The sequence below is a fragment of the Agrobacterium sp. CFBP2214 genome (assembly GCF_030209895.1).
Taxonomy (GTDB): Bacteria; Pseudomonadota; Alphaproteobacteria; order Rhizobiales; family Rhizobiaceae; genus Agrobacterium; species Agrobacterium radiobacter.
In genome coordinates this window covers 237,974-253,184 of the sequence record NZ_JARVRC010000003.1, presented here as the reverse complement: position 1 = coordinate 253,184, position 15,211 = coordinate 237,974, and the positions used below count along the sequence as shown (strand labels likewise).

Annotated in this window: 15 protein-coding genes; 11 read left to right on the top strand and 4 right to left on the bottom strand. The window is 60.3% G+C overall.

From position 1 onward, the window contains the following. The 3 genes from yidD (at position 1) to thrS (ending at position 3,011) form a co-directional block, all read left to right on the top strand. A complete protein-coding gene (gene yidD, locus QRN60_RS08420; protein WP_003508065.1) occupies positions 1–360 on the top strand; it encodes a membrane protein insertion efficiency factor YidD in 360 nt (119 codons plus the stop codon). Further along, on the top strand, positions 357–881 hold the full coding sequence (locus QRN60_RS08415) for a DUF1697 domain-containing protein (RefSeq protein ID WP_129564986.1): 525 nt from the start codon (positions 357–359) through the stop codon (positions 879–881). The genes yidD and QRN60_RS08415 overlap by 4 nt, the downstream gene beginning before the upstream one ends. A gap of 126 nt (positions 882–1,007) precedes the next feature. Further along, positions 1,008–3,011: a threonine--tRNA ligase gene (gene thrS, locus QRN60_RS08410; RefSeq protein ID WP_111784310.1), complete on the top strand. Its 2,004-nt coding sequence runs from the start codon at positions 1,008–1,010 to the stop codon at positions 3,009–3,011. Between the two features lie 259 nt (positions 3,012–3,270). Here the strand turns inward: thrS and QRN60_RS08405 are convergent, their stop codons facing one another. Next, positions 3,271–4,251 (bottom strand): RgsD C-terminal domain-containing protein, encoded by a 981-nt coding sequence (locus QRN60_RS08405; protein ID WP_080864241.1) that lies wholly within the window; start codon positions 4,249–4,251, stop codon positions 3,271–3,273. A 109-nt stretch (positions 4,252–4,360) separates the two neighbouring features. Here QRN60_RS08405 and QRN60_RS08400 point away from each other — a divergent pair, with 109 nt between their 5' ends. The 3 genes from QRN60_RS08400 to QRN60_RS08390 all read left to right on the top strand — a co-directional run bounded on the left by QRN60_RS08400 (position 4,361) and on the right by QRN60_RS08390 (position 6,819). Then, positions 4,361–4,942 (top strand): nitroreductase family protein, encoded by a 582-nt coding sequence (locus QRN60_RS08400; protein ID WP_129564985.1) that lies wholly within the window; start codon positions 4,361–4,363, stop codon positions 4,940–4,942. Next, positions 4,942–5,559 (top strand): flavin reductase family protein, encoded by a 618-nt coding sequence (locus QRN60_RS08395; RefSeq protein ID WP_129564984.1) that lies wholly within the window; start codon positions 4,942–4,944, stop codon positions 5,557–5,559. The genes QRN60_RS08400 and QRN60_RS08395 overlap by 1 nt, the downstream gene beginning before the upstream one ends. A gap of 105 nt (positions 5,560–5,664) precedes the next feature. Continuing rightward, entirely contained in the window at positions 5,665–6,819 is a 1,155-nt protein-coding gene (locus QRN60_RS08390) for a DUF2336 domain-containing protein (protein WP_129564983.1), read from the top strand. A 42-nt stretch (positions 6,820–6,861) separates the two neighbouring features. Here QRN60_RS08390 and QRN60_RS08385 read toward each other — a convergent pair whose 3' ends face one another. Next, positions 6,862–7,296, bottom strand: coding sequence for a hypothetical protein (locus QRN60_RS08385; protein WP_111784313.1), 435 nt, complete (start codon positions 7,294–7,296; stop codon positions 6,862–6,864). A gap of 106 nt (positions 7,297–7,402) precedes the next feature. Here QRN60_RS08385 and QRN60_RS08380 point away from each other — a divergent pair, with 106 nt between their 5' ends. Next, a complete protein-coding gene (locus tag QRN60_RS08380; RefSeq protein WP_129564982.1) occupies positions 7,403–7,858 on the top strand; it encodes a GNAT family N-acetyltransferase in 456 nt (151 codons plus the stop codon). 254 nt (positions 7,859–8,112) lie between these two features. Here QRN60_RS08380 and QRN60_RS08375 read toward each other — a convergent pair whose 3' ends face one another. Continuing rightward, on the bottom strand, positions 8,113–9,351 hold the full coding sequence (locus tag QRN60_RS08375; RefSeq protein WP_080866210.1) for an AI-2E family transporter: 1,239 nt from the start codon (positions 9,349–9,351) through the stop codon (positions 8,113–8,115). A 231-nt stretch (positions 9,352–9,582) separates the two neighbouring features. Here QRN60_RS08375 and QRN60_RS08370 point away from each other — a divergent pair, with 231 nt between their 5' ends. After that, positions 9,583–11,316 carry an ABC transporter ATP-binding protein gene (locus QRN60_RS08370; RefSeq protein WP_129564980.1) on the top strand — a complete coding sequence of 578 codons (1,734 nt, stop codon included), beginning with the start codon at positions 9,583–9,585 and terminating at the stop codon, positions 11,314–11,316. Between the two features lie 23 nt (positions 11,317–11,339). Here QRN60_RS08370 and QRN60_RS08365 read toward each other — a convergent pair whose 3' ends face one another. Continuing rightward, positions 11,340–11,567, bottom strand: a complete 228-nt coding sequence (locus tag QRN60_RS08365; protein WP_003508088.1) for a hypothetical protein — start codon at positions 11,565–11,567, stop codon at positions 11,340–11,342. A gap of 464 nt (positions 11,568–12,031) precedes the next feature. Here QRN60_RS08365 and QRN60_RS08360 point away from each other — a divergent pair, with 464 nt between their 5' ends. From QRN60_RS08360 to arsK, 3 genes are all read left to right on the top strand, one after another. Then, a complete protein-coding gene (locus tag QRN60_RS08360; RefSeq protein WP_165000590.1) occupies positions 12,032–13,357 on the top strand; it encodes an Nramp family divalent metal transporter in 1,326 nt (441 codons plus the stop codon). 128 nt (positions 13,358–13,485) lie between these two features. Continuing rightward, positions 13,486–13,854, top strand: a complete 369-nt coding sequence (locus QRN60_RS08355; RefSeq protein ID WP_020809330.1) for an ArsR/SmtB family transcription factor — start codon at positions 13,486–13,488, stop codon at positions 13,852–13,854. Further along, positions 13,820–15,055 (top strand): arsenite efflux MFS transporter ArsK, encoded by a 1,236-nt coding sequence (gene arsK, locus QRN60_RS08350; RefSeq protein ID WP_174035330.1) that lies wholly within the window; start codon positions 13,820–13,822, stop codon positions 15,053–15,055. Before QRN60_RS08355 ends, arsK begins: the two co-directional genes overlap by 35 nt. Positions 15,056–15,211 lie beyond the last annotated feature (156 nt).

Sequence of the window (15,211 nt, the reverse complement as noted above, 5' to 3'; positions counted from 1 at the left end):
ATGTGCGGCGAACCGGGCTGCCGGCATCAGCAGACGGCGGAAAAAGCGGGCCGATCCCGTAACTGGGCGGGCAGCTTTGCCAAAACGCCGGGGCGGTTGTTTGGTGTCGGCCTTATCCGGCTTTATCAATTGACGCTTTCCGGCTTCATCGGAAATTCCTGCCGTCACATCCCCACCTGTTCCGAATATGGCTATGAGGCCATCGCCCGCCACGGGCTGTGGGCGGGCGGATGGATGACCCTGTTTCGCGTTGCGCGCTGCGGCCCTGGCGGCACGAGCGGACTGGACCCGGTGCCGGAAGCGCTCGGCAGCACGAGGCGCTGGTGGGCGCCGTGGCGTTACTGGAGCCTGCATCGATGAACGATCATGTGGCGCTGCTGCATAGCATCGTCCTTGGCGCGGGCAAGCGGCTCATCATGGCCGATCTGCGCGCAATGGCTGAAGAACTGGGATTTGCCGAGTGCCGGACGCTTGTAGCCACCGGAAACCTGGTCTTTCGTGCGGAGGATGCTCCCATTCGCGAGATCGAGGACAGGCTTGAACGCGCCTTCGAAAAGCGTTTCGACAAACATGTCGATATCATGGTTCGCCCGGCTCGCGACTGGCTGAAACTGGCGGCTGAGAATCCGTTTCCGGATGGCAATCCATCCGATGTCTGCGTTCGGGTGATGCGCGAACCGCTTGGCGAGGACGTTCTCGGATTTCTCGAAAAATATCGCCGGCAGGAGAAGATCGCCGTGATTGGTGGCGATTTATGGATCGATTTTCTGGGAAAGCCGAGCGAGAGCCGGCTTCTCCCGGTCCTGACCACCAGGAGGCTCGGCATAGGCACGACCCGCAACGCCAATACCGTCAATGGTCTCGCGGAAATGCTTCGCTGAGAGACCCTTCACCTTTGACTGGAATGGCAAAAGCCTTTATCAGGCTGCCTGTCCGTTTTCAGCGGGCAGATCATTATTCCAACACCACCCGCATTCGTTGGCGGGACTGGACAGGAGCACTAGACGATGTCTGAAGCCATTTCCCTTACATTTCCCGATGGATCCGTCCGCAGCTACGCCCCCGGCACGACCGGCCGCGAGGTTGCCGAATCCATTTCCAAATCGCTTGCCAAGAAGGCCGTCGCCATTGCGCTTGACGGCACCGTGCGCGATTTGTCCGATACCATCACCGATGGCAAGATCGAGATCGTCACGCGTGAAGACAAGCGTGCGCTGGAACTCATCCGCCACGATGCCGCCCACGTCATGGCCGAGGCCGTGCAGGAGCTTTGGCCCGGCACGCAGGTGACGATCGGCCCTGTCATCGAGAACGGCTTCTATTACGACTTCGCCAAGAACGAGCCCTTCACGCCCGAAGATCTGCCGAAGATCGAAAAGCGCATGAAGGAAATCATTCAGCGCAACAAGGCGTTTACCCGCGAAATCTGGTCGCGCGAAAAGGCCAAGGAAGTCTTCGCCGCCAAGGGCGAGAATTACAAGGTCGAGCTGGTTGATGCGATCCCCGAAGGTCAGGACCTGAAGATCTATTACCAGGGCGACTGGTTCGATCTTTGCCGTGGCCCGCATATGGCCTCCACGGGGCAGGTCGGCACCGCCTTCAAGCTGATGAAGGTGGCGGGTGCTTACTGGCGCGGTGACAGCAACAATGCGATGCTGTCACGCATCTATGGCACCGCCTGGGCGACGCAGGAAGAGCTGGACAATTATCTGCATGTTCTGGCCGAAGCCGAAAAGCGCGACCATCGCCGTCTCGGCCGCGAAATGGACCTGTTCCATTTCCAGGAAGAAGGTCCGGGCGTCGTCTTCTGGCACGGCAAGGGCTGGCGCATGTTCCAGACGCTGACGGCCTATATGCGTCGTCGGCTCGCCAACACCTATCAGGAAGTCAACGCGCCGCAGGTGCTGGATAAGTCGCTGTGGGAAACCTCCGGTCACTGGGGCTGGTATCAGGAAAACATGTTTGCGGTGAAATCCGCCCATGCCTTTACCCATCCCGATGACGAGGAAGCCGATCAGCGCGTCTTCGCACTGAAGCCGATGAACTGCCCCGGCCACGTCCAGATCTTCAAGCATGGCTTGAAGTCTTACCGCGAAATGCCCGTGCGTCTTGCGGAATTCGGCAATGTCCATCGCTACGAAGCATCGGGTGCTCTGCACGGCCTGATGCGAGTTCGCGGCTTCACGCAGGACGATGCGCATGTCTTCTGCACGGAAGAGCAGATGGCGGCGGAATGCCTGCGCATCAACGACCTGATCCTCTCCGTCTATGAGGATTTCGGTTTCAGCGAGATCGTCGTCAAGCTGTCCACCCGTCCGGACAAGCGCGTCGGTTCCGACGATCTCTGGGACCGCGCCGAAAGCGTGATGCTGGAGGTTCTGAAGACCATCGAGGAACAGTCCGGCGGCCGCATCAAGACCGGCATTATGCCGGGCGAGGGTGCGTTCTACGGGCCGAAGTTCGAATATACGCTGAAGGACGCCATCGGCCGTGAATGGCAATGCGGCACGACACAGGTGGACTTCAACCTGCCGGAACGCTTTGGCGCCTTCTATATCGACCAGAACTCCGAAAAGACGCAGCCGGTGATGATCCATCGCGCCATCTGCGGCTCGATGGAGCGCTTCCTCGGTATTCTCATCGAGAACTTCGCCGGCCACATGCCGCTGTGGTTTGCGCCGCTTCAGGTCGTCGTCGCCACGATCACCTCGGATGCGGACGATTACGGCCGCGAGGTTGCCGAAGCACTGCGCGAGGCGGGCATGGCAGTCGAGACCGACTTCCGCAACGAGAAGATCAACTACAAGGTCCGCGAGCATTCGGTGACCAAGGTTCCGGTCATCATCGTCTGCGGCCGCAAGGAAGCGGAAGAACGCACCGTCAACATCCGTCGTCTCGGTTCGCAAAACCAGACGTCGATGTCGCTCGAGGAGGCCATTACAAGCCTCGTGGACGAGGCGACGCCGCCGGACGTGAAGCGCAAGCTTGCGGCGAAGAAGCAGGTTGCGTGAGAAATGACAACGGCCCCTTCGGGGGCCGTTTTTGTTTGTGAACGATGTGCTGTAGCAGCGCTATGATTGGCAGAGGGCGGGGCATCCGCACTCCGTCACCCCGGACTAGATCCGGGGGCCAGTGCGATCAAGTCCTTGATCGCGAAAGACTCGTCCCTCACGGCGCAGACGCGCCGTGGCTGGATGCCGGATCTAGTCCGGCATGACGGAAGAGAAGTTTCGGACGTTATCGCTGGCGTCGCGGCCGGCTCAATCAGACTTACTCGAAATCCCCGGTCATATCTTCCGGCGCCTGATCCTTCATCAGCACTTCCACATCCGAATCCCGGCCCGACGTGACCTTGAAGTTACGCTGGTAGACCTTTTCCTTGTTACGGGCGATGGCGGTATATTCGCCTTCCGCCAGAACCATGGTCGAAAACGCGCTGACGCTTTCGTTCACCACATCGCCGCCGCCGTTCAGCACGGACCAGGCCGTATCGGCAATGGCTTCGCCACCCTCTTCGGACACCAGCTTGAGGGTGATCTGCGCGGCCTGGTGCTGCAGCGTCGCTTCTGTCAGCTTGCCGGCTTCCACCTGAATGTCGGCGCGCACCACCGCATTGACGTTGCCGTATTCGGAAACCACGTGATAGGTGCCGGCATTCAGCCGCACGATGGTGTTGGGCTTGATATCGGCCATGACGAGGCCGCGTTCGCCATCCGGCCGGGCGTCCGACGAATAGACGGAAAATTTGAGCTGGGTGCTGGAAATCTGCTTGTCGGACCCTGCGACCGCGTTCAGCACGAAGCCGCCGGCATCGAGAATCAGCACCTGTTTCTGAACGTTGCCAGACGTTGGGATATTGAGTTTCTTGGTGACGCCGGCGCGGCCGAAGGCGACGTTGACGAAATATTCGCCGGGTACCAGATTGAAATGGGCCGAGCCGCCCTCGGAGCTTGCCAGCATCGGCAATTTGCCGTCAGCGCCGGGAATGGGGCTGAAAACGCGCCAGGACAGGCCTTCTTTCACCGCCTCGCCTTCGCTCGTCAGCTTGGCTTCCATGGCGATGTCGCGGGCGGTGCTTGCGGGGGCATTGGGTGCGGACGGGGCGGTGAAAGCGTTGAGTTTCGGCATTTTCGGCGTGCCGCCGAGTTGCTTGAAGTCTTTAAAGGCATCCTGCGAAAATGCGGCCTGTGATAAAAGGCCAAGCGCAGCACATGCAATGGCCAGACGTGCCGCGATTTTGATTGCCGACATTTTCGATACCGATTGACTTCTTGATTTTCCCGCATCACTTCAAAACCAATGCCATGGCTATTTCAAGGCCCATGTTTCGCGATGACAGCAGAATGGAAGATTTTTGATCATGACAAGTGATATCAAGCTCCTCGATTATCTCAAGGCTCGCCGCTCTACGCCGGCCCTGCAACTTGCCGAGCCGGGACCTTCGAAGGGGCAAATCGAGGACATCCTGCGCCTTGCCGTGCGCGTGCCTGACCATGGCAAGCTCGCGCCGTGGCGTTTCGTGGTTTATCGTGGCGAGGAGCGTGTGCGTCTCGGTGAAGCGGCGCTCAGGATCGCGCTTGAGAAGAACCCGGAACTGGACCTGCAGCAGCAGGAAGCGGAGCGCACGCGCTTCACCCGCGCGCCCGTCGTTATCGCCGTCATCAGCACCGCCAAGCCGCATTTCAAGATTCCGGAATGGGAGCAGGTCATGTCCGCCGGCGCGGTGTGCCTCAACCTCATCTTCGCGGCCAATGCCAGCGGTTTTGCCGCGAACTGGCTGACGGAATGGCTTGCTTTCGACCCGGCATTCCTTGCTGAGACCGGCATCAGCGGGGAAGAGAAGGTCGCGGGCTATATCCACATCGGCTCAACGACATTCCCGCCGGTGGAGCGGCCGCGGCCGGAGCTTGCCGATGTCGTCACCTGGGTCGGGGACGTCTGATGTTCTACACCACGGACACCAACCAGCACGGCCTGCCGCATGATCCGTTCAAGGCCATCGTCGCGCCGCGGCCGATCGGCTGGATCGGCTCCAAGGGCAGGGACGGTTCCATGAACCTCTCGCCCTATTCCTTCTTCAACGCGATTTCGGACCGGCCGAAGCTCGTCATGTTTTCCTCGAGCGGCAGGAAGGACAGCCTGCGCAATGTCGAGGAAACCGGCGTCTTCACCGCCAATCTCGTCAGCCGTCATCTGGTGGACCGGATGAATGCGTCTTCTGCACCTGTTGCTTATGACGTTGATGAATTCTCCCTTGCCGGCCTTACCGCCGTCAATGGGCGGGTGGTGGACGCGCCGTTCGTCGGCGAAGCCCTGGCTGTTCTGGAATGCCGGGTGACGCAGATACAGCAACTCGGGGATCTCGACGGCAAGCCGACGGATTCGTGGATGGTGATCGGGCAGGTCATGGCGATCCATATCGATGAAACGATCATTCGTGATGGCCGCATCGACATGGGGCTGTCGCGCCCCGTGGCGCGCATGGGTTACATGGATTACTGCGATGGCGGCAGCGATGTGTTCCAGCTGCAGCGCCCCTCTACTACGCCGTCAATATAATCCTTCGCCGACAAGGGTTAAATTTTATGGTGAACCAAACGTAAACCATTTGCGCCTAGAGTTTTATACATGGTGGCGGCGATGATGCCGCCATCCATTGTATGAATGTGTTTCGAGGCTCAGGTGATCGTACAGGCATTTCTTCGCTGGTCTGAAAAGGCTGGATCGACCGAGCGGGCGAAAGCTGCCAATGCGCTCGGCCGTGCCTATCTGCAGTCTGACATGGCGCGGGAAAACCGCGATGCCGCCTATATGGCGATGACCTATCTTCTCGATGACCCTTCACCGCGTGTGCGGCTGGCGCTCGCCGAAGCGCTGGCGGATGCCCAAGACGCACCGCGCGCCATTCTCGTTTCGCTTGCCGAAGACCAGCCGGAAATCGCCTGCACCGTCATTGCCCGTTCGCCGGTTCTCGGCGAGGCCGACCTGGTTGATCTGGCCGGGCGCGGCGAAAGCCTGACGCGCGCGCTCATCGCGGCAAGGCCCGGCCTGCCGCGCGGGGTCTGCGCCGCCCTCGCCGAAGTCGGCGATCTGCCTGAGACCATCATCCTGCTTGAAAACGACGATGCCTTCATCACGCCATTCTCGCTGCGTCGCATTGCCGAGCGCCATGGCCGCGACGCCGATATTCGCGACCTCCTGCTGCGCCGTGAGGCGCTGCCGGCCGATGCGCGCCACCTGTTGATGGGTCGCATCAGCGAGGCGCTCGCCGGCTCGGCGCTGGTTCACGCGATGATCGCGCGCAACCGCGCCGACAGTCTTTTTCGCGAGGCGGAAGATTCCGCCACCATTCTTATCGCATCAAGCGTTTCTTCGCCGGAACTGCCGGCGCTGGTGGAGCATCTGCGCCAGCGGCTGGAACTGACGCCGGCGCTGCTCATCCACGCCGTCTGTTCGGGCCGGCTGGAATTCTTCACGGCGGCGATGGTCAATCTCTCCGGTCTCGATGACCGCAAGGTGCGCGCCATTCTGGCGACGGGGCGGCCGCACGCGCTGAAGGCCCTGTTCCAGTCCGTCGGGCTTTTTAGCGATGTCGTTGACGTTTTCATCGAGGCGACGCTGATGTGGCGCCGTGCCGCCCGCTCGCAGCTTTCTGAGGCGGCGGCCTCCGTCTCGGCCGAGTTGCTGGCGCATTTCCGTGAGGTCAACGGTTCCGAGACATTGTTCGAACTGCTGCATGCCGTGCGCAAGCTGGCCATTGCCGAAGAACGGCAGAAGGCGCGGTATTATGCGGAAGCGCTGACGGTCGAGGCTGCGTAAGGTCCTGGGGGCCTCCAGACGCAATTGCTGCGTTCCCCGCAATTACTTGTCAAACCGCTTGGCGATCCACGAATAGCTGTTTTCGACCATCCTGACTGGTGTGCCCAGAAGGTGCTTTATGCCTTCTGTGGACGGCAGAATGCGGCTGACGCGGCCGATCGCCTGTTTGGTGAGGCTCTCTTCTTCCTTCGGCGTTACCTCTGCGGTCGCCTGCTGCGTTCCGGCAGGTGCCGCCGCGGCGGGAGGCTGCGCGCCGGGCGTATTGCTCGCCGTCTGCGGAGCCTGCTCGCCCGGTGTCTGGCACACGGCCACCACGACCGGGTAGGGCGCATTGGCGTAACGCTCCAGCTCCTTTTCCGACACGGCGTCACATAGCTCGATGCTCGTCCAGCGCTGCTGCGAGGTGGCGATGTAATGGCAATCGGTGGCGCTGTCGTCACAGCCAAGGAAGGTCATGAGAACGAGGGCTGTTTTCATGGGGTGTGTTGCCTCTGTCGGGAATAATGCTCTAGAAACTCATCTATCCCGATTGCAGTGACATTACGACGAAATACGCATTTTTATAGAGAAGGCAGGCATCGCATTGGCCACCGAAATCAAGCTTGAAACACCACGGCAGGACGCGGTTCTGCGCCTCATCGATCTCTCCAATACCTATATGGCGTCGCTTTATCCCGCCGAGAGCAATCATCTGGTCGATATCGGCCAGCTGGAAAAGGACAATGTCTCCTTTTTCGTGGTGCGACACGATGGCCGCGTGGTCGGCTGCGGCGCGCTGGTGGAGGCGGGTGATGGCACGGCGGAGGTCAAGCGCATGTTCGTTGATCCCGAGGCGAGGGGATTGCGGATCGGCAAGCTGATCATGGATACGCTTGTCGCGCGCGGTACCGAACTCGGCCTTTCCGCCATCCGGCTGGAAACCGGGATCAGCCAGCCGGAGGCGATCAGCCTTTACCGCAAGGCGGGGTTTGTGGAGATCGAGGCCTTTGCGCCTTATAAGCCTGACCCGCTCAGCCGGTTCATGGAAAAGGTGCTTTAAGGCGAAGGCACCGATCGGTCGGATGGGCTGGCGATGTGACTGTTTGAGGTATAGCCGCAGCATCCGCCCACCTCACCCCGGACTAGATCCAGGTCCAGCGCGATCAAGTCTTTGATCGCGGAAGACTCTTTCACTGCGCAGATGAGCCATGGCTGATGCCGGTATCCAAGCCCGGCATGACGAAAGAGAGGGAAGCGGCCTTGGCCTGTCGGCTGGCGCTCCACGTCATCGCCGCTCACCGCAGGCTTCACCAATCAAAAAGCAGCTTTCCGAAATGCCGTCGTTTCCTCGCTATCCTCTTCGAGCGCGGCAACCTCATCAACGGGATCGTCCTCTGTTGGCGGCGGGGGCGGAGCCTCGGTGGTGGTGGCGGCGGACAGTTCCACCTCGCGCACCCATTCGCGCCAGATTGCCACCAGCAGCGCCATCAGCACCGGGCCGATGAAGAGGCCGAGGAAACCCATGGTCTTGACGCCGCCGACAAGGCCGAAAAAGGTGGGCAGGAACGGCAGCTTGATCGGTCCGCCGACGAGTTTCGGCCGGATGGTCTTGTCGACGATGAAGAGTTCGACCGAGCCCCAGACGAACAGCGCCAGCCCGTGGGCGGGCGAACCGCTGGCGACCAGATAGATCGACACCAGCGTAAACGAGAGCGGCGCGCCGCCGGGAATGAGCGCCATGACGCCGGTCAGCACGCCGAGCGTGACGGGCGAGGGCACGCCGGCGATCCAGTAGGCGATGCCGAGGATGATGCCTTCGCCGATGGCGATCAGCGTCATGCCGGTTACGGTCGAGCTGATGGTGGCGGGCACGACCCTCGAAATGCGTTCCCATCGTGTCGGCAGGATGCGTTCGCCCACCAGATCGACCTGACGGGTGAAGCCTGCGCCATTGCGGTAAACGAAGAACAGCGCGATCAGCATGAACAGCAGGGTCAGCACGAGATGGAACGCGCCGTTGCCGGCGGCGAGGATCGCCCGGTAGATATTACCGATATTGGCGCCGCTGACGAGCTGGATGAGCTCGCCGATGGCGCCCGGCGTGCCGATATATTTCACCCATTGTTCGCCGAGCCAGGGGCCGACGGCGGGAAGGGCGGCGATCCAGTCCGGCACGGGCGCGCCCGTCTTGTTGACGTGCACCGCCCAGCCGAACCATTCGCGGATTTCGGTTGCCGTATAGGAGGCGGCGATGAAGATCGGCACCACGAGGAAGGCAATGATGAGGATGATGGCGATGGTGGCGCCGAGCGTCGTGTTGCCGCCCACCTGCCGCAGAAGCCGCGTATAGACCGGCCAGCTGGCGAAACCGATGACGAGGGCGGCGAGAACCGGAACCAGAAAGCCGTTGAAGAAATAGATGCCCGCAAGGACGACCAGAAGGAGCAGCCAGCGCGCAGCCGAAATAGGCGGGATCAGGGCGATCCGCGTCGGGCTGGCGGGACCAAGCCATCTCGGTTCGCCACTGGGCTTACGGCTGTCAATGTTACTCACGGCAGGCTCTTTCTCGCATTCTCCCCGCAAGGGGTGCATTCACTCTGTCACACCGATACATATAAGTGCAATATAACCCGATCACATTACCGTTGTGTGTTTATTGCTGAACCTATTGAACGATTTTGGTAAAAATAGAACATCGGTCTTGGCGCGCGCATTGAAATATGACAATTAAACTCCGTTTTTATTGCGGCGTCAGGTTGCCGCGCCCGATCTCCAGGTCATGCCATGCTGCGCCGTTTCTTCGCCTATTACCGTCCCTATCGCGGTCTGTTCATTCTCGATTTTTCCTGCGCGGTTTTGTCGGGTGTGCTCGAACTTGGCTTTCCGATGGCCGTGAAGACCTTTGTGGACGTGCTGCTGCCGGGCGGTGAATGGGCCATCATCCTCGCCGCTTCGGTCGGGCTGCTCGTCATCTATGTGCTGAATACCGGGCTGATGGCGACCGTCACCTATTGGGGACACATGCTCGGCATCAATATCGAGACCGACATGCGGCGTCTGGCCTTTGACCATCTGCAGAAGCTGTCCTTCCGTTATTTCGACAACCAGAAGACCGGCCATCTGGTCGGGCGGCTGACGAAGGATCTCGAAGAGATCGGCGAGGTGGCCCATCACGGCCCCGAAGACCTGTTCATCGCCATCATGACCTTCATCGGCGCCTTCCTGCTGATGCTGTCGGTGAATGTGCCGCTGGCGCTCATCACCGCCGCCGTCGTGCCCGTCACCGCCTGGGTGACCAGCCGTTACGGCGGCCGCATGACGCAGAATTTCCGCGCGCTTTATGGCCGTGTGGGGGATTTCAACGCCCGTATCGAGGAAAATGTCGGCGGCATGCGGGTGGTGCAGGCTTTCGCCAACGAGGATCACGAGCGGGCGCTGTTCGAGAAGGACAACCAGAAATACCGCCGCACGAAGCTCGACGCCTACAAGATCATGGCGGCCAGCACCTCGCTCAGCTACATGAGCATGCGGCTGACGCAGATGATCGTGATGATCTGCGGCGCATGGTTCGTGCTGACGGGCGGTCTCACGGAAGGCGGCTTCGTTGGCTTCCTGCTGCTGGTCGGCGTGTTTTTCCGCCCGGTGGAAAAGATCAATTCGGTCATCGAGACTTATCCGAAGGGCATTGCCGGTTTCCGCCGCTTCACCGAACTTCTCGACACAGCGCCTGACATTGTCGATGCGCCTGATGCGGTGGACGCGCCGCTGCTGCGCGGCGATATCGAATATCGTCATGTCGGTTTCGGTTATGCCGAGGGCAAGCAGGTTCTCACCAATATCGACCTGAAGATCAGCGCCGGCGAGACGGTGGCCTTCGTTGGTCCTTCGGGCGCGGGCAAGACCACGCTCTGCTCGCTTCTGCCGCGATTTTATGATGTGACCAGCGGTGCGATCACCATTGACGGCATCGATATCCGACAAATGAAACTCGCTTCGCTGCGCAATCAGATCGGCATCGTGCAGCAGGATGTCTTCCTGTTCGGCGGCACGATCCGCGAGAACATCGAATATGGACGGCTTGGCGCATCGGATGCGGACATCATGGAGGCGGCGCGGCGCGCCCGTCTCGATGGCGTCATCGAGGCCATGCCGCTCGGGCTCGACACCGTCATCGGTGAACGCGGCGTTAAATTGTCCGGCGGCCAGAAACAGCGTCTCGCCATTGCCCGCATGTTCCTAAAGAACCCGCCGATCCTCATTCTCGACGAGGCGACCTCCGCGCTCGACACGGAAACCGAGCGCGCCATCCAGCAATCGCTGACCGAGCTTGCCAAGGGGCGCACCACGCTCGTCATCGCCCACCGGATGGCGACGATCCGCGATGCCTCGCGCATCGTGGTGGTGGACCAGACCGGCATTGCCGAAACCGGCGCCCACGCCGAGCTGCTGGCCGCCAAGGGCCATTACAGCCGCCTGCATGAGGCGCAGTTCAGCGGCCATCTTGCGGGCTTGAGCTGAGAGCGGCGCGTTTGCGCCGCAGCTTACCCGCCGTTCTCCGCTGCCTGTTCCTCCACGATGCCGGGGTTTGGCTCCGGCTTGCCGGGATGGCTGGTGACGAGATAACCCATGGCAACCGCGGCGGCGACGATGAACAGTAGCACGATGCCGCTGATCGTCATCAGCCAGTCGCGCGGCCTTCGATACGCCATGATATATTTCGGCCATCGGCTCGGATGGTTCACCAGGCTGAATTTATGGCCATGTCGCATGAACTTCCCCGGTATTAGAGTGTTCCTGAAATATAAACGCAGACAAGTGCGGCGCTGTTCCGCAAGGGCGGAGCAGGGGCGATGACAAGGCCGTGAGCCAGGCTGGCTGTAGCTCCGTCGTCTACACCTGTCGGCATGGCGGTCTCCGTATTTGCTACCACCCTTTCTCATCCGACCTCCGTCATTCCGGCCCTGAGCCGAAATTCAGCAGAGGCGCGTCTGCGCGGCGAGACAAGTCTTTTCAGCGGCAGGATCTGGGCTGGGCATTGGCAAGGGTCGGAAGGACGGGAAGGAGGGGTGTCAGCCCCCAACGGAACGTGGAGGTGCGCCGGATTGCGTTCAAACCGGACAGGTTCCCCCGGCACCGTCTGCATGGCTGCAAAAACTCCCCTTGTCAGCCGCTATTGCTTATGCGAATGATTTGCAACTGCACCAATTCAACCTTCCCTTTGAAAGCGCATAAAATGGACAAGCCAGTCTTTGGATGGCGACGAAACGGCGACGACCTCTCGTTATCCGACGTTCACAGTTCGATCAGGATCAATCCGAATGCCGGCACGTTTCGCCGGGCGATGGCGTTTTTCGGCCCCGGATATCTCGTTGCCGTCGGTTATATGGATCCCGGGAACTGGGCGACGTCGCTCGCCGGCGGATCCAAATTCGGTTACACGCTGCTGACGGTTGCGCTGGTCTCGAACATCATGGCGATTGTGCTGCAATCGCTTTGCGCGCGTCTTGCGATCGCATCCGGCCGTGATCTTGCACAGGCCTGCCGTGACGCCTATCCGAAACCGGTGGCAATGGTGCTCTGGCTGCTCGCGGAAATCGCCATTATCGCCACCGATATTGCCGAGGTCATCGGCACGGCCATCGGCCTCAACCTCATCTTCGGCATTCCGCTCGAACTCGGCGTCCTCATCACCGCGCTCGATGTGTTTCTGATCCTCTATCTGCAGAAGCTCGGCTTCCGCTGGGTGGAGGCGCTAGTCATCACGCTGCTTGGCGTCATCGCCGTGTGTTTCGCCATTCAGGTGGCGCTGGCTGATCCCGACTGGGGGCAGGTGATTCTCGGTTTTGCGCCGACGACTGAGATCGTCACCAATCCTGATATGCTCTATCTGGCGCTTGGCATTCTCGGCGCCACCGTCATGCCGCATAATCTCTATCTGCATTCGGGCATCGTGCAGACCCGCGAAATCGGCGAGACGGTTGCCGAAAAACGCGAGGCGCTGAAATTCGCCACCCTCGATTCCACCATCGCGCTGATGTTCGCCCTGCTCATCAACGCCTCGATCCTCATCCTCGCAGCGGCGACCTTCAACAAGACCGGGCAGACGAATGTCGCCGAACTCGGTGAGGCGCATAATCTGCTCGCGCCGCTGCTCGGCCTTGCCATTGCGCCGACGTTGTTCGGCGTGGCGCTCTTATGCTGCGGCATCAATTCCACCGTCACGGCAACACTCGCCGGCCAGATCGTGATGGAGGGTTTCCTCAAGATGCGGCTCGCCCCCTGGCTGCGCCGCCTCATCACCCGCGCCATCGCCATCATCCCCGCCGCCGGCGTCACCATCTTCTATGGCGACAGCGGCACGGCCGAACTCTTGATCCTGACGCAGGTGGTGCTCAGCCTGCAACTCTCCTTCGCCGTCTTCCCGCTCGTCATGTTCACCGCCGACCGGACGAAGATGGGCGAGCTGCGCTCGCCGCTCTGGCTTTCGTCCTTCGCCTGGCTGATCGCGGTGGTGATTGCGGCGCTGAATGTGAAGCTGCTGGTGGATTTTATGGGATGATAGAGGGGGGCGGGCCGCGCCTTTTCGAGGCGCGGCTGCCACATCCCGTACGACGTCGACATAATCGTCTTGTCGGCCTCGATAATCTGCGTTATCCATCGATACAATAATTCAAGGATTGTTGAAATATGGATGAGCGTCAGGCCCTGCTGTCATTTTCGGCTCTCTCGCAGGAGACCCGTCTGTCCATCGTGCGAGCACTTGTTATCGCGGGACCTGAAGGATTGGCCGCGGGCGTGATCGCCGAGCGCATGGGCGTCTCGGCAACGAATGTGTCGTTCCATCTCAAAGAGCTGGAACGGTCTGGTTTGATCTCACAGCGACGCCTGTCGCGATCGATCCTCTATAGCGCGAGCTACGATACTCTGGCGTCCCTCGTGAAATTCCTGATGGAAGACTGCTGCGCCGGGCATCCGGCCGTCCGGGAGGATGTCGAGCGTGGCAACAGCTGCCACCCTGCCGATGGCCGTGCTGAAGAGGGCAACATCGTTGCGTGATTTCAGGGCGTCTGCGGCCACCGTTTCTGCGCTCGGCCTTACACAGATCGTGGGTTATGGCACCCTCTATTATAGTTTCAGCATCCTTGCGCCCGGCATGGCGAAAGATCTGGGCCTGACGCTTTCTCAGGTGTTTGCGGTTTTTTCGGTGTCCCTTTTTATCGGCGGTCTTTCGGCAACCTATATCGGTAGGCAGATGGACCGGATCGGCGCCGCAACCATGATGACAATCGGTTCGTTTCTTGCGGCATTGACACTGGCGCTCTGCGCTTTATCGCCCTCGGTTGCGATCTTTGCCGCTGCGGTCATCCTGCTCGAAATATCCTCCGGTATGGTGCAATATCAGGCGGCGTTTGCGGCTCTGGTGGAAAACAATCCTCGTTCGGCGTCCCGAAACATCACCTATCTCACTCTCATCGGTGGTTTCGCATCGACCATTTTCTGGCCGATCTCGGCTGCGTTAGCCGTCCACCTCGATTGGCGGGAGATCTATCTCGTCTTCGCGGGACTTAATCTTTTTCTTTGTATGCCGCTTCACTTCTGGATTATGCGCGCAGGAAAGACGGGACCGAGTGCCGACACGACGAGCCGCGCGCGCGAGACCGTCGTGGGTGCGCTCCCTTCGCATACGAGACGCCGTGGGATGATCTTGGTCTCCTTCGCTTTCGCGATACTGGGTTTTACTCTCTCCGCCATCCTCGCCCATATGGTGCCGATGCTTGGAACCGTGGGGCTGGGAGCGGCAGCTGTCGTGATCGGCTCGCTTTTCGGTCCGGCCCAGGTTCTCAGTCGCTTGATCAACATGATCTTCGGCAAGAGCCTCCCGCCGCCAGCACTTGCGGTGCTTTCCGCTGTTTTAATCGTGCTGGGCATATTGATCCTGCTGGTGACAGCCAGCTGGCTACCGGGGGCGGTTGCCTTCGCCATCTGCCTTGGTCTGGGCTCAGGCATCAACAGCATCGCACAGGGAAACCTGCCGCTCTATCTATTCGGATCCGAAGGCTATGGGGCAATTACAGGAAAGATGGCAGCCGCTCGGCTTGCAGTGGGTGCCGGCGCGCCGTTCGTCTTTGCGGCGCTTACGGAGAATCTTGGCTTGAGCTTCGCACTGACGCTTAACGCGTGTCTCGGGCTGGTCAGTATCGCCGCATTCGTTGCGGTTGCGGTTTATGCGAAGGCATCTGGAACGCCAACTATTTGATCCAATCGATGTCAGACTAATGGCGCTTCAAGGCCCGTTGCTTCTTGGCCGCTCCGGTGTAGCGGGTCGCAGGTGGCAGGTCATGGTCATTCTAAAAGAAAAATCCGGGTACTTTTCAGTGTCCGGATTTCCATCATTTGCGCAATTGGCCAATTT